The 13,700-nt window shown below is 55.9% G+C and carries 15 protein-coding genes; 10 read left to right on the plus strand and 5 right to left on the minus strand.

The window, feature by feature from the left end; genetic code table 11:
• Positions 1-993: 993 nt before the first annotated feature.
• Positions 994-2,586, plus strand: a complete 1,593-nt coding sequence (locus tag AAC060_RS15595) for an isocitrate lyase (RefSeq protein WP_339827968.1) — start codon at positions 994-996, stop codon at positions 2,584-2,586.
• Positions 2,587-2,790: 204 nt separating this feature from the next.
• Positions 2,791-4,251, plus strand: coding sequence for a S41 family peptidase (locus AAC060_RS15600; protein ID WP_339827970.1), 1,461 nt, complete (start codon positions 2,791-2,793; stop codon positions 4,249-4,251).
• Positions 4,252-4,325: 74 nt separating this feature from the next.
• Here AAC060_RS15600 and AAC060_RS15605 read toward each other — a convergent pair whose 3' ends face one another.
• Positions 4,326-4,805, minus strand: a complete 480-nt coding sequence (locus AAC060_RS15605; RefSeq protein WP_339827972.1) for a hypothetical protein — start codon at positions 4,803-4,805, stop codon at positions 4,326-4,328.
• 347 nt (positions 4,806-5,152) lie between these two features.
• A complete protein-coding gene (locus tag AAC060_RS15610) occupies positions 5,153-5,455 on the minus strand; it encodes an addiction module antidote protein (protein WP_339827974.1) in 303 nt (100 codons plus the stop codon).
• 252 nt (positions 5,456-5,707) lie between these two features.
• Between AAC060_RS15610 and AAC060_RS15615 the strand changes: the two genes are divergently transcribed.
• Together AAC060_RS15615 and AAC060_RS15620 are read left to right on the plus strand one after the other, a co-directional pair.
• Positions 5,708-6,139, plus strand: a complete 432-nt coding sequence (locus AAC060_RS15615) for a nuclear transport factor 2 family protein (protein ID WP_339827976.1) — start codon at positions 5,708-5,710, stop codon at positions 6,137-6,139.
• A 193-nt stretch (positions 6,140-6,332) separates the two neighbouring features.
• Positions 6,333-6,884 (plus strand): hypothetical protein, encoded by a 552-nt coding sequence (locus AAC060_RS15620; protein WP_339827979.1) that lies wholly within the window; start codon positions 6,333-6,335, stop codon positions 6,882-6,884.
• Between the two features lie 358 nt (positions 6,885-7,242).
• On the opposite strand, the gene AAC060_RS15625 is transcribed toward AAC060_RS15620, so the two are convergent.
• Positions 7,243-7,770 carry a hypothetical protein gene (locus tag AAC060_RS15625; RefSeq protein ID WP_339827981.1) on the minus strand — a complete coding sequence of 176 codons (528 nt, stop codon included), beginning with the start codon at positions 7,768-7,770 and terminating at the stop codon, positions 7,243-7,245.
• Between the two features lie 628 nt (positions 7,771-8,398).
• On the opposite strand from AAC060_RS15625, the gene AAC060_RS15630 reads away from it, so the two are divergent.
• Both AAC060_RS15630 and AAC060_RS15635 read left to right on the plus strand, forming a co-directional pair.
• Positions 8,399-8,941, plus strand: coding sequence for a lipocalin family protein (locus AAC060_RS15630; protein ID WP_339827984.1), 543 nt, complete (start codon positions 8,399-8,401; stop codon positions 8,939-8,941).
• A gap of 116 nt (positions 8,942-9,057) precedes the next feature.
• Positions 9,058-9,231 (plus strand): CsbD family protein, encoded by a 174-nt coding sequence (locus tag AAC060_RS15635; protein WP_339827988.1) that lies wholly within the window; start codon positions 9,058-9,060, stop codon positions 9,229-9,231.
• 251 nt (positions 9,232-9,482) lie between these two features.
• On the opposite strand, the gene AAC060_RS15640 is transcribed toward AAC060_RS15635, so the two are convergent.
• Positions 9,483-10,343 (minus strand): cupin-like domain-containing protein, encoded by an 861-nt coding sequence (locus tag AAC060_RS15640; RefSeq protein ID WP_339827990.1) that lies wholly within the window; start codon positions 10,341-10,343, stop codon positions 9,483-9,485.
• A 238-nt stretch (positions 10,344-10,581) separates the two neighbouring features.
• On the opposite strand from AAC060_RS15640, the gene AAC060_RS15645 reads away from it, so the two are divergent.
• Positions 10,582-10,752 (plus strand): CsbD family protein, encoded by a 171-nt coding sequence (locus AAC060_RS15645; protein WP_339827992.1) that lies wholly within the window; start codon positions 10,582-10,584, stop codon positions 10,750-10,752.
• Positions 10,753-11,004: 252 nt separating this feature from the next.
• On the opposite strand, the gene AAC060_RS15650 is transcribed toward AAC060_RS15645, so the two are convergent.
• Positions 11,005-11,595, minus strand: a complete 591-nt coding sequence (locus AAC060_RS15650) for a hypothetical protein (RefSeq protein WP_339827994.1) — start codon at positions 11,593-11,595, stop codon at positions 11,005-11,007.
• Between the two features lie 159 nt (positions 11,596-11,754).
• Between AAC060_RS15650 and AAC060_RS15655 the strand changes: the two genes are divergently transcribed.
• The 3 genes from AAC060_RS15655 to AAC060_RS15665 all read left to right on the plus strand — a co-directional run bounded on the left by AAC060_RS15655 (position 11,755) and on the right by AAC060_RS15665 (position 13,674).
• A complete protein-coding gene (locus AAC060_RS15655; RefSeq protein WP_339827997.1) occupies positions 11,755-12,351 on the plus strand; it encodes a DUF2726 domain-containing protein in 597 nt (198 codons plus the stop codon).
• A 187-nt stretch (positions 12,352-12,538) separates the two neighbouring features.
• A complete protein-coding gene (locus AAC060_RS15660; protein ID WP_339827999.1) occupies positions 12,539-13,198 on the plus strand; it encodes a DUF5343 domain-containing protein in 660 nt (219 codons plus the stop codon).
• Positions 13,195-13,674, plus strand: a complete 480-nt coding sequence (locus tag AAC060_RS15665) for a TIGR02391 family protein (RefSeq protein ID WP_339828001.1) — start codon at positions 13,195-13,197, stop codon at positions 13,672-13,674. The genes AAC060_RS15660 and AAC060_RS15665 overlap by 4 nt, the downstream gene beginning before the upstream one ends.
• Positions 13,675-13,700 lie beyond the last annotated feature (26 nt).

The following is a 13,700-nucleotide window of genomic DNA, read 5'->3' on the forward strand; positions in this document are numbered from 1 at the left end:
GTTTCCAGGGCTTGCCTGACCGCAGGCTCACCTTTGGTGCAAGCATCAAGTTCTAAAAGCAAAAGCTCTGGGACTTGTGCCACAACGACCACATCGGCCTCTTACCCGTGGTTTGTTAACAAGTGATTCAAGCGCCCTTGAGTTGATGAATTTGTGATTGCCAGTTTTAAAGGACTCCAAATGGAGGTCGGCGCGAAGGGAGCTTGAACCCTTCGCGCCGATATTCCCGAATTGAATCATATTATAACCGTAACCGGCTATTGACCTGACCACACGAGACGTCGGAATTCCGCTTCAGACTATTGGCCGCATTGAAATAAAAACTCCGGCAAACGTCTATATTCTTGCGGAGTTGCTGGGAGTTCGTGCCCGCCTACCCGATGTCAGCGCATTTGAATTGAGCGCGGCACGCTAGTATTCAGCTCGGAAGTTTCAGCGCATACCGCCAAGAATATTTCCACAAGACTCTCTAAGCCAGAAAGAATCGGTCGAGCATATGACATCGACCATTGCGGCTTCGCAATCTCACATTTTGGTTGCCCTTCCTTCTGGGAAGGATGCGGCTCCATATATATATATATCTGAAACTGGTCCGCACTCGGACGAAGAAGTGCCCTAAGGGACCGCCAGCAATATATCAGCCTGTAGGACCAATATCGTTTATCGCGCCAAGAATTGCATCAAGCAGTCAGGAAGATAATTAACAACGCATGGAATGTCGAAGTGCTTACTCATCGGCGCGCGCTCATCTTGTAATCAAGGCTGGCACAGCGAACAGTCACCAAATCATAGGTATAAATGATCATTCAACCTAGCATGTAAATATATTTACATATTTACATGCTAGAATCCAATTTTTCAGACATTGCGACTCATAATATGACAATAATTTCTGGCATATTCCCACATAATCGCCCAAACATCCTCTCAGACGCTGAAAATAATTTTACAGCACAACCATATAACCACCTCCCCAGCCTAAGGAAGAATATCATGTCCTATCAAGATTTCAAAAGTTCTGCCAACAACCTGATCAACAACCAGAACAGCACGTGGACCGGCATTGATGCTGAATCCGTTGCCCGGATGCAGTTGCAGAACCGCTTCAAGACCGGCCTCGACATTGCCAAATATACGGCGGCGATCATGCGCGAAGATATGGCTGCTTATGATGCTGACAGTTCAAAATATACGCAGTCACTCGGTTGCTGGCACGGTTTTATCGCGCAGCAGAAGATGATTTCGATCAAGAAGCATTTTGGCAATACCAAACGCCGCTATCTCTATCTGTCCGGCTGGATGGTTGCAGCATTGCGCAGCGAGTTCGGCCCCCTTCCTGATCAGTCGATGCACGAGAAAACGTCGGTACCGGCGCTGATCGAAGAGCTGTACACCTTCCTGCGTCAAGCCGATGCCCGCGAACTGAACCTGTTGTTCCGCGACATTGATGCGGCGCGCGACGCCGGTGATACAGCAGCTGAAAAAGCGGCAATGGATAAGGTCGAGAATTTCCAGACCCATGTTGTACCGATCATCGCCGATATCGACGCCGGTTTCGGTAATGCCGAAGCGACATACTTGCTCGCCAAGAAGATGATTGAAGCCGGTGCCTGCGCGTTGCAGATCGAAAACCAGGTTTCCGACGAAAAGCAGTGCGGCCACCAGGACGGCAAGGTTACCGTGCCGCATGAAGATTTTCTCGCGAAGATCCGCGCCTGCCGCTATGCCTTCCTTGAGCTCGGCGTAACCGACGGCATCATCGTCACCCGCACCGACTCTCTGGGTGCTGGCCTGACCAAGCAGATTGCGGTTTCCAACGAACCAGGTGATCTCGGTGACCAGTATAACAGCTTCCTCGATTGCGAAGAAATTGACCCCGCCACCGCGAAGAACGGCGATGTCATCATCAACCGCGATGGTAAGTTGCTTCGTCCGAAGCGCCTGCCTTCCAACCTGTTCCAGTTCAAACCGGGTACCGGCGAAGACCGTTGCGTCCTCGACAGCATTACCTCGCTGCAAAACGGCGCTGACTTGCTGTGGATCGAAACCGAAAAGCCTCATGTCGAACAGATTGCCGGTATGATGGACCGGGTACGCGAAGTCGTTCCGAATGCGAAGCTGGTTTACAACAATTCGCCTTCGTTCAACTGGACATTGAACTTCCGTCAGCAGGTCTATGACGCGATGGCTGCAGAAGGCCTTGATGTATCCGAATATGACCGCGATGGCCTGATGGACGCTAAATATGATGACACCGAACTGGGCGAAGCGGCTGACAAGCGCATCCGCACCTTCCAGGCCGATGGATCGAAGCGCGCCGGCATCTTCCACCACCTGATCACTTTGCCGACCTATCACACCGCGGCATTGTCGACCGACAATCTGGCCAAGGAATATTTCGGCGACGCTGGCATGCTGGGCTACGTCCTTGGTGTGCAGCGCAAGGAAATCCGCGAGGGTATTGCCTGCGTCCGTCACCAGAATATGTCGGGCAGCGACATCGGCGATGATCACAAGGAATATTTCGCCGGCGACGCCGCACTGAAAGCCGGTGGTGCGCACAACACCATGAACCAGTTCGGTTAAATCACTCAGAGTTCGGGTGTCCCTCTGACCCCTCGGCGGGCACCTGATCCAACAAGTTTTCCTGGGGAGGAAAAAACTATCCGTCGGCAGCAATGTCGGCGGATTTTTTCTGTGTGGACAATTGTCGCGAAGCCTATCAGGGTTGCGCCTGTCGGGTTCAGATGGTCGCACCCGATTTTCGTCCAGTCTGGCGAAGGGGGCAGCATGGCACTACGGAAATCCGGATCGATATTGGCTCTGGCAGCCCTGCTCTCCTCCTGTGGAGGCGGCGGCGGGAGCAGCAACACGGTCAGCCTGCCTTCCGGTGGCGGGTCCACACCGACACCAACGCCGACTGGAACAACCTGCTCCCTGCAAAACCGTCAGAACTGGGCGTTTGACCAGCTCAACCAATGGTATCTCTTCCCCGACACCCTGCCCGCCAGCTTGAGCCCCACGCCTTATGGCTCCGTGCAAAGCTATATCGACGCCCTAACCGCCACCGCGCGCGGTCAGGGACGGGACCGCTATTTCACCTATATCACCTCGATCGCCGAGGAAGATGCCTTCTACGCTTCGGGCGCGACCGCCGGTTTCGGGATCCGCCTGAGCTATGACAGCCCGTCATCCCGCGTCTTCGTTCTCGACGCCTATGAAGGCGCGCCTGCTCTCGCCGCCGGACTGGATCGCGGCACAGAGATACTGGCGATCGGGACCAGCACCGCCAATCTCCAGACCGTCACCGCGCTCTTTGCCCAAGGCGGCGCTGCGGCGGTCAGCAACGCGCTCGGCCCATCGACAGCGGGCACCAGCCGGGTGCTGCGCTTCCGCAACGCAGCGGGCGTCGAGACCATCACCACGGTCAGCAAGGCCGACTATGACATCCAGCCGGTCTCGCCGCGCTATGGCGTGCAAATCATCGACAATGGCGGCACCATGACCGGCTATGTCAACCTGCGGACCTTCATCGACAGCGCCGAGCCGCAGTTGCGCGACGCCTTCCTGCAGTTCCGCAACGCCGGCGTGACCGAGCTGGTCATCGACCTGCGCTATAATGGCGGCGGCCTGGTGCGCACCGCCCAGCTGTTCGCAGACCTGCTCGGCCGCGACCGCTTTACCAACCAGGTCCAGGGCGTGACCCGCTACCGCACCAGCAAGTCGACCAACAACGAGACCCGCAAATTCAAGACCGAGAGCCAGTCGATCGCCCCGACCCGCATCGCCTTCATCACCACCGGCGGCTCGGCTTCGGCCAGCGAGCTGGTGATCAACGCGATGATCCCCTATCACGACGCCAATATGGCGCTGGTCGGCAGCAACACCTACGGCAAGCCGGTCGGCCAGATCGGCCTCGACCGCAGCGCCTGCGACGACCGGCTCCGGATCGTCGCCTTTGCCACCGAGAATGCAGACGGCAACGCCAATTATTTCAGCGGCTTGGCCAGCTCTCTGAGCAACAGCTGTCAGGCCGCCGACGATATCACCCTGCCGCTCGGCGATCCCGGCGAAGCGTCGATGGCCCGCGCCCTCGGCTTTCTTTCCGGCGCCGCCTGCACCCCGATCAGCAGCGCCGCAGCCGGAAACATTGCCGGACAGCGCGAAGCCGCGTCCCTGACCCTGCCCCGCGAGCTGCTGATGCCGGCGCAGCCGACCCCGGCCCAGCGCGAGCTTCCGGGATCATTCTGACGTCGCGGCGAAAAAACTCTGAGTCATCATTTTCCCGCGGCGCCGCGCGCGGAACTTTACACAGACGCCTCCTTTTATTTTCTGTGACCTTCCGGCTCGTCGGCCCCGTCAGCCTCCGGTGGAGCCAGCCGGTCGAGCCGCGCCAGGGCCCCCAGAAGCGCAGAATTGTCAGGCTTTCTGATCGTCGCGACATAGCGCCCGCCGCGCATGACCGGACGGTAGCTGCCCTGCCTGATCCGCTGGAACAGCCTTTCTAGTGTGACCTTTGGCTGCGGCGCTTCCGGCACACCCAATATCGCGTCCCACGCCGCAACAAATTCCTCCGCCCCCGGCTTGCACCGCAGCCGATAGGCGCTCTCGCGGCTCTTCCCGACCAGCATGGCCGCTTTTGTGATCGAGCGGGTCTGCGCCAGCAGGCCGAGAAACTCCGCCTGCCGGACCGGCGTCCACCCGTCCTTGCGGGCGCGCAGCGGCACCGGGGTGAAAGCGGGAACACGGGAAATGTCGCGCTGCTGGACGGCGGCGCTGCGCGGGTCGGGGCGAGAGTCGGTCATGGGCGGGATTAGGGCATATTGGGGGCGGTGTAGGAAAGCGGTTTTTTTGGTGGGTTAAGCCCCTCCTTTTCAAAAGTTCCAGGTCGATCAGTCCCCCGGACTGATCTGAAACGGCCGGGGGGCGTTTCACCTGAAACTGGGTTGGGGTGGTTTCTCGCGGCGACGTGCTATTCCCGATAATAGAAGCTACCAACTGCCGCACGCCCTCGTTCGCTGACGCGAGCGATGCTTGCGCATCGCCACCACCCCTTAATCCCCTCCTCTGAAGAGGAGGGGCTGGAATTGTTGCTCGAAGTCCTGAAACAAATTGGCTGCGCTGGTCTTTGGTTCACGATGACCCGCTAACCTCACGCAGCCTTCGCCTCACTTTCCTTTACCGCCAGCTGCAGGTTCATCGCACCCAGCACGCTGAGCAAGGTTTCCAGCGTGGGATTGCCATCTTCGCTGAGCGAACGATAGAGCGCCTGCCGTTTCACGCCCGATTTCTCGGCGATCATGGTCATGCATTTGCTGCGGATTACGGCCTTGAGCGCAGCGACGAGATAACCCGCCTCGCCACTTTCCAGCGCATCGTTAAGCAATTCGATGACATGGGGTGGTTCGGTAATATATTTCGCACCGTCAAAGGGTGTGGTCTGCAATTTGGTCATCTCAGCCCGTTCCTCTCTTCGTCATGCTGAACTTGCTTCAGCATCCAGAGCCGCAAAAATCACAGCCGGTTATAAAACGCTCTGGGTCCTGAAACAAGTTCAGGATGACGAGTGATGGTTGCAACATTACGAGTGATGGTGGTTCAAATGACGAGTTCGTGCTGCACCATCACCAGCGTTTTACAAATCCAATTGCATTCCCCGCGCCGCTGCGCGAAACCCTCCCAAACAAAATAAACGGGAGAGAGAAAAATGACCGACCTGGAACAATCGCGGCTGAAGGTCGTGCGCGATCATATGGCGTTGGAGATCACCCATGAATGGGATGCGGTGATCGATACGTTCCAGCATCCGCGCTATGAGTTATACGGCAATGGCACGATATTCGACGGCGAGGAAGCGGTGCGCAAATATTTTGCCATGTCGCGGACACCCTTTCCCGACCAGGCCAATGAAGTCATCGCGATCGGCGCGGCAGGCGAGCATGTCGTGCTGGTCGAATTCTGGCTCACCGGCACCCATCTCGGCCCGCTGACCATTGGCGAGCGGGTGATCGAACCGACCGGCGAAAGCTTTCGGGTGCGGATGGCCGCCAGTTTTGAATTTGCGCCGGGGACGGACCGGATCATTTGCGAGCGGGCTTATTTTAGTGATGCGATGATTGCAAAGGAGTTAGGGTTGTGAGGGGGTGGGGGGTGCGGCCAGATCGAGAACGAAATAGTAAATTAGAGCACCGTATCCGTAGTTTCGAACGCTAAAAAAGCTAATTCAGAACGAGCAACGAGGCCATTTAGAACCATACCGTTCCTGTTCGGAACAACATCATCTTGACAAGCCAAGAAGCGAGTCGTATAGCCCTCAATTATCGGAGGATACTATGACGGACAAATCAGTTAGCGCACTACTGGAATTTCTAGATTGGACAGCAGAAAAAGGGATCATGGCCAAGAACACTGTTGGCGGCCGCAAAGCTGCGGTTGGCAACGTGTTAGGAGTCCTTGATCCAGAAGAGAAAGGCGACGTCACCTCCATCGATTTGGATAGCGCGATGACCCGTTTCATTAATTTGGAAGGAAAGAAGTATAATACAAGCAGCTTGAACGTTTACAAAAGCCGGACAAATGCCGCCATAAATGACTTTCTATCCTATATTGATGATCCTCTTTCATTCAAGCCGCACGCTGCGAAAAATGATAAAAAGGGAACAGGAACCAACCCGCCAAAGAAACTTAAGCGGCCAAAAGCATCATCAGTAATGCCAGATGAAACAAGCGCACCAATTTCGATTTCTCAATCAGATTCAGCCAAAGTGTTTCCGATACAGATCCGAGAAAACCTTGTTGTCCGGATTCACGGCCTGCCATTCGACCTTACTCCTGCCGAAGCAGAGAGAATAGCGTCGGTAGTAAAGGCAATGGCTATGACTTAAACAAGAAAGGCCCGAGCAAGCTCGGGCCAATCCATTTTTCTTCATCGGGTACAACGGGGCTCGCCGATGACGAAGCCTAGCTGATCGATTAAAGAAGTGTTGCAATTTCTTTATATACAAATTGGTCATTAAAGCAAGGTAAACAGCGCCCCGAATGAGGTTGCGGTATGAGTAAACGTAAGTTTGCACCACCGCCACCGGGATTCAAATACATCTTTCGCCCTTGGCGGAAGTGTCCGAAAACCGGTGACATCCTGTATGCTAAGAACTTTGGGTTCAAGGCGTGGCCGATCTTAGTACCGGCGTAAAATGAGGAGCGGGCGGCGCAAATAGCCGCCCGCTTCAATCTTGTCAGTCATCAAATGTCTTGAGCGTCTTTTTCCAGTAGACGAATCTCGTTTTTCGTCACTTCCCATTCTCGCTTTAGTATATCCTGACAAACTTCGACCATTTCAAGTCGCGCCGCTGTTGCCGCGACATCTTCAACTTGGTTCCTGTATTCTAGGATACCCGAGAGCGCATGGCGCATGCGTTCGTAATCAGGATCATCTCTATTCATCAGCAATAATATTTTATGGGAATTTCTTGTAATTTGCCGCAACATTTCCACATCTTCAGATACGATTAATCCGCCTTGGATCTCTGAAAAACAATCTCGTAATTGATTTATCCAAGATTGTCGAAACTCGGCCCTTTTTGTGCGTTGAGCGATCAGTGCTTGAAGTACACTATTTTTTCGAGCGACGCGGGCATTGATCACGGCTGCTGCAAAAGCAAAAACCGCTGCACCTAGTGCAGCCGAAGCGGCAATCAAAGCCGCAAACACAGACGGATCAATCCAAGTCATATTTTGTACTCCACCTAATCCGTTGGCAAATAAAGTCACCGTCAGGAGCCCTTAAAAACTTTCGTCGTCTCACTCATACATTCTCGGCCTTTGCCAAAGTTTTGGCGCGAACGGAGCCACACAGCCCAAGTCAGTATAACCCAGAATCTACCGTAATATTACCCCATGCAAAAACAACCCGATTTTGATAGCCTCCCCCACACCCACCACCACAGGGGCATCCACATGACCACCCCCCCCAAAATACCCAACGCCAGGGCCACTGCCTCTGAGGCGCCATCACGATCACCGCGAAACAGGCGGCCAGCCATGTCGATACCCGCGACTGCCGGACGTGCAGGCGCTGGGGTGGCGGGCCGTTTGTCGGAGATTTCGAAGTTTCGAGATATACTTCCCTTCACAAAGCTCGTCATACTGAACTTGTTTCAGCATCCATCGCGCCTGAATCACAGCCTGTGCGCGTGGGGAAATGGACCCTGAAACGAGTTCAGGGTGACGAAATAATGCGGGTTCGATGACAGGCCCCACCCCAACCCCTCCCGTAAATGGGAGGGGCTATGAAGCTCCGCTCAACGCCCTGACCCATAACCCGCGACATGTACCAAGGGCCATATTCAGCGCCCGCTCAGGTCCGTCTATATAGTCTCTACAGGATGGAGACTATCGCATGAAATTATCGACCGGACAGAGGCTCGCGCTGTGCACGCTGCCGATCGCCCTGCTCGGCGCCTGCGCCGGCACGCCCGGCCCCGTCGGCAATAGCGCGGTGCCGGAGCCGGCCAAGGCGGTCGAGCTGGATCGCTATCTCGGCAAATGGTTTGAAATGGCCCGCTATGAAGCGCCGTTCCAGAAAGGCTGCGACGGCGTGACCGCCGATTATGCGCTGCGCGATGACGGTAAGATTTCCGTGGTCAACAGCTGCACCAAAGACGGCAAGCTGAGCACCGCCGACGGCAAGGCGAAGATCGTCGAGGGCAGCGGCAATGCGAAGCTGAAAGTCTCCTTTTTCGGGCCGTTTTACGGCGACTATTGGATACTTGACCGGGCGGATGATTATAGCTGGGCGATCGTTGGCGAGCCGAGCGGGCGCTATCTATGGATGCTGACCCGCGAGGCGCAGCCCGAGGCCGCGACCCGGGCGCTGATCGAGGCGCGAGTCAGGGAGCTTGGCTATGACTGGAATCTGGTGCGGGTGACCGACCAGAGCTGAGAAGGACAGCGCGCGGGGAACCATCTGGCGGCTCGCGCATTATTTGATTGAGCAGGCGGGCTTTGTCGCAGCCAATCCAACGGGCCGGCTATCCGGCGAGACAGAAGGAGAATATCATGGGTGAACTTCTAGACCGGTTGAAGGGCAATGTGAACGAAGCCGTCGGCAAAGCGAAACGCAAGAGCAGCGACCCCGAGGTCCGCGCCAAGGGCGCGGTGCAGGAAATCAAGGGCAAGGCCCAGCAGGTCAAGGCCTCGCTGAAGGCGGAGCTGACCAACGATATCAAATAGTTTGCCCCAGGGCACTAGCTGGCGCCCCTTGTCCCTTTAGGGAAGCGCCAAACGAAAAGCCGGCCCTGCGGGGGGTCGGCTTTTTTTATTTGGTGGTAGTGGGGCGCTGGCTGCGGGGCGCATCGGTTGTCGCCCCGACCAGTCCGTTCGTGCTGAGCTTGTCGAAGCATGGGTGGGAATAGCTGAACCTGCCTCCTAGACACCGTCCTTCGACGGGCTCAGGACGAACGGGGTTTTTCCGCCTCTCGCCCCTAGCCTCTCCCGAACATCCGTTCCGCCCGGACCAGCGCGCGCTGGCTGTAGCTTTTGAGGCGGTTGTCGGCGGGAAAGAGTGGCGGCGAGGACGGGCGCAGGCCGATCTTGCGCAGGCGGCTGTTGAAGCGGCAGGCGTCGGCGTGGTGGAAGCTCCACTCGCTGCGCCAGGTCAGCGACAGCGAGACCGAGACCTCGTCATCGACCTTGACCCAGTGCGGCCCGAGGATCGGCACATAGATCGCCTCGCCGGGGGTGACGGTGATCGGCTGGCCGCGGTCGGCCCATTCGTCGCGCCACGACAGGTTGCGCGGGCCGCCGTTGAAATATTGTTCGAAAAAGCGGGCGCTGATCATCTCTTCATCACCGGCGGGAAAGAAAGTCATCGTCTTGCTGCCGCGCGCCTGGAACAGGATATTATAGTCCGGATCGAAATGCAGCGGCGTCACCGCGCCGGGCGAGGAGATGAAGATGAAGCCCTCGAGCCGCATCATCTTGCCGGTGCGCGGCTCGACCACCGGCTCGATCGCCGCCAGCACGTCGCGCATCAGCTGCGCATAGGCGGGGTCCTGATCGATGGTCTTGAGCAACACCCAGGAGCCGGCGCTGTCGATCTGCGCGATCGTCTGGTGGACGTCGAGGCCGGTATAAGGCGTCTCGTCATTGCTGATGCCGAGCGGCAGGTCGGTCGCGGCGTTAAACTCGATCGATTCCGGGCGCAGCCGGTGAGCGAGCGCGGCCAGTGCGTCGAGCTGCAGCAGCGGGTGGTCGGCGATCTGGTGCTGCAGATGGCGCGGGGCAAGCGGATAGGCAGCGGCGAGCGCGTCGATCGTCTCGGGAGAGAAAGGCTGGCTGTCCATCGCTATGGTCCTGCTGCTGGTCAGGTCTGCGGGACTAGCGGGCGCGGGTTAAGATAGTGCAAAGCCTTGCCTTGCCGGACCCATTCTCCGCCAGAGCGCCAGTCCGTTTGTATTGAGCGCCAACCCGTGATTGCGGCGGGAACGAACCGGCCGTTCGCGGCTTATATAGACTGTGCAGGCAACAACGCCTGCATCCCCCACCGGCCGGACAACCGGCCACAACAGAAGGACCATGAAAATGGGCGAATTTGTAGACAAAGTAAAAGGCAATGTGAACGAAGCCGTTGGCAAGGCCAAACAGAACAGCAATGACCCTGAAACCCGCGCCAAGGGTGCGGCTCAGGAAACCAAGGGCAAGGCCCAGCAAGTCAAGGGCTCCGTCAAAGGCGCTCTCGGCGACAAGGTCTAGCACACACCCCCTCCCTGAACCCGGCCCTGCCCGCCCTCCCCCCTCCCCCCGGCGCGCAGTGCCAGAAAAGAAGCCGTCCCTCACGGGGCGGCTTTTTTGTTTGGGGGTGTTGATCGCTGGGGGTGCACACACGGCACACCAGCCGTTCGTGCTGAGCCTGTCGAAGTACGAGTGGGACTAGCTGACTTTCGACCTAAAGACGCCAACCCTTCGACAGGCTCAGGGCGAACGGGTTTATCTCGCTAACACGTTCTAGGAACAGGCCTCGACATATCCCAGCACCGGCATCGTGCCGACATGGATCTGGCTGACCTTGCCGTCGCTGCCGATTTCGAAGCGGAGCGCGGGGTCGCCGCTGGCGGCATTGGGGGCGGTCAGATATTTGCCCGGCGCGTCGACATATTTATGCGGCGTAGCGGGAAAGGGGAAATATTGCTTCACCGATGCTTCGCTCGCCCCGGGGCCAATGCCCTCGGCCAGCTTGACCTGCGAGCCCTCGCCAACCGAGATGCGGCGCACCTTGCCCTCTTCGACAATCGCATAAGCATCGGGATAGTCGGGCGAGGATATCACGCGGCACATATCCGAAGCCTGCGCACCCTCCGCGCTCCAGCGGCTGCCCGAGGGCACCGCTTGCCCGATCCGCAGATCGCCAAGACCGGCGAGCGTGAGGGTGTTTACCGATGGCGCGGGATCGCTAGCGGGGGCAGTCTTCTCCGGAGCCACCGGCGGTGCGGGCGTCACAGAAACAGTCTCGTCCGCAGACGGCTCAGGGTCGGGGGAGGACTGCGACGAACAGGCCGCCAGCAGCGCGAGCGGGATCAGGGAGAGAGTTTGTTTCATATTGGGTTTACGCCTTGGTCGGGGAATGGTTGCGCCTGTGCCGATACCTTCATTTGATTGCAATGCATTCAAAACAGGGAGTTTTTGAGGAAGGCTCGCCGTACACGATTTTTCAACCGTTCTCGGGCATGATGCGCGCAGGAGAAGTGGAAGAAAAAAATGGACGAACCGATGGCCTTCATCCTGTCGAACCTGCCCGGGCTAGTGGCTCTGGTGATAGCGTTCATGCTGGGAACTGCGGTTGAACAATATCGCGTCAAAGCACGGCGGGCCGAGTGGCGCGCGAAAAATGGCTGGAAATTTCGCAAGAAAAAACCGGTGACGCGCGCCGATTTCGCGGCTGGCCAGCTCAAGACCGTCAGTCAGGCCCCTTTCACCTCCCGTCCGCTGCTCAACAAGTCAGAGGCCAACGTCTTCACCGCGCTCGACAAGGCGGTGATCGCGCGCAATCCCGGCTGGCAGGTGATGGCGCAAGTCTCGCTCGGCGAGTTTCTCGCCAGCCCCGACAAGAACGCCTTTCTGAGCGTCAATTCCAAGCGGATCGATTTCGCGCTGATGGACGACCGCTGCTGCGTGGTTCACGCGCTCGAATATCAAGGATCGGGCCACCATGTCGGCAACTGCGCCCCTGCCCGCGATGCGGTGAAAAAGGAAGCGCTGCGCAAGGCGGGGATTGGCTATCACGAGGTGGTTGCGGGGCATACGACAGCGGGGGAGCTAAGGGCGCTGGTGGAGAAGTTGGTGCCGGTGGGTTGAGGGAACAGCGGAAAAAAGTGCACTGTCACCGTAATGCTGGCAAAACTGCTCTGCCGGTGTAGACTCTAGCAAGAACACTTTAACTTCAGTGTGAGAAAATAGAACATAGCAAAATAAAATATGAATAATAATAATTTGACATTATATTACTTTTGTTGCCTCTTATTAGGAAAACAGGAGACAGGATTTGTCATTTCCATATTTACCTAGTGCCGGCATTTTCCAACAGGCTGTAGACCAGTTTCGTAAGTCAATCCCATCAACTGTTGATGCTGCGACTTTGAAAAAACTAGGAATCGCTCCCAGCAACGAAGGATATATAATAAACACTCTAAAATTCTTAGGTGTTGTCGATGTGGAGAATAATCGCACCGACAAAGGTCACGACCTCTTTACTACTCACGATGACAGTGAGTTTCAAAAAGGCTTGGCTTCCATTGCGAAAGAAAAATATTCAGAATTATTCGATATTCGCGGCGACGAGGCCTGGAAGCTTGATCGCGATGCCCTAATATCGTTTTTTCGTACCAGCGACAAAACAAGTGAAATTGTCGGAAAAAGGCAAGCAATTGCATTCATTGCGATAGCGTCCATTGCAGGACAACGCGACGAGGAAATTCAAACACGAAAAACTCGTACCAGGAAGGGGATCGCACCTGCTGCTCAAAAAGCAGAAAAATCCGGCACCAAAGCAGTTAAACCCGCCATTCAAACACCGATACCTTCTGCTCCCAATTCAAGCGATGTTGGCCTTACTGTGAGAATTGAAATTAACTTGCCTGCAAATGGATCTCAAGCGACCTATGATAATATTTTTCAAAGTATCCGTAAGAATTTATTCCCGTGAGGATAAGATACTTTGAACGAGTAGTTCGACGTGCTGGGATTGTATCACAACAGAAAGAAGACGAAGAAGGAGTATCCAATCATCCATTCTTCGATCGCTCGATATATGATCGCTTTCCACCTAAAGTAAAAAAATTATTTGATGATGCTCACTATTCTGAAGCAACATTTGAGGCGTTCAAGTTTTTGGACAAGAGGGTCGCAAAATTGGCTGGTTCTCGCGAATCTGGCCAAAAGCTTATGATGCAAGCATTGTCAGAAACGGGTGCGATTAAATTGAATAACTTAAGTAACGATTCTGAACTAGACGAACAGAATGGATACAAGTTTCTATTCGCAGGAGCGATGAGTGCAGTTCGAAATCCAAGAGGTCACGAATACGATTTCAATGACTCGATCGAATCCTGTTTAGACCACCTTAGCTTAGCATCGTTTCTCATTAGAAGATTAGAACAGGCAGGATATGAATTAGATTAAGATTGTTATGACAATTGCTAAGCACG

Source organism: uncultured Parasphingorhabdus sp. (assembly GCF_963975555.1).
GTDB lineage: Bacteria > Pseudomonadota > Alphaproteobacteria > Sphingomonadales > Sphingomonadaceae > Parasphingorhabdus.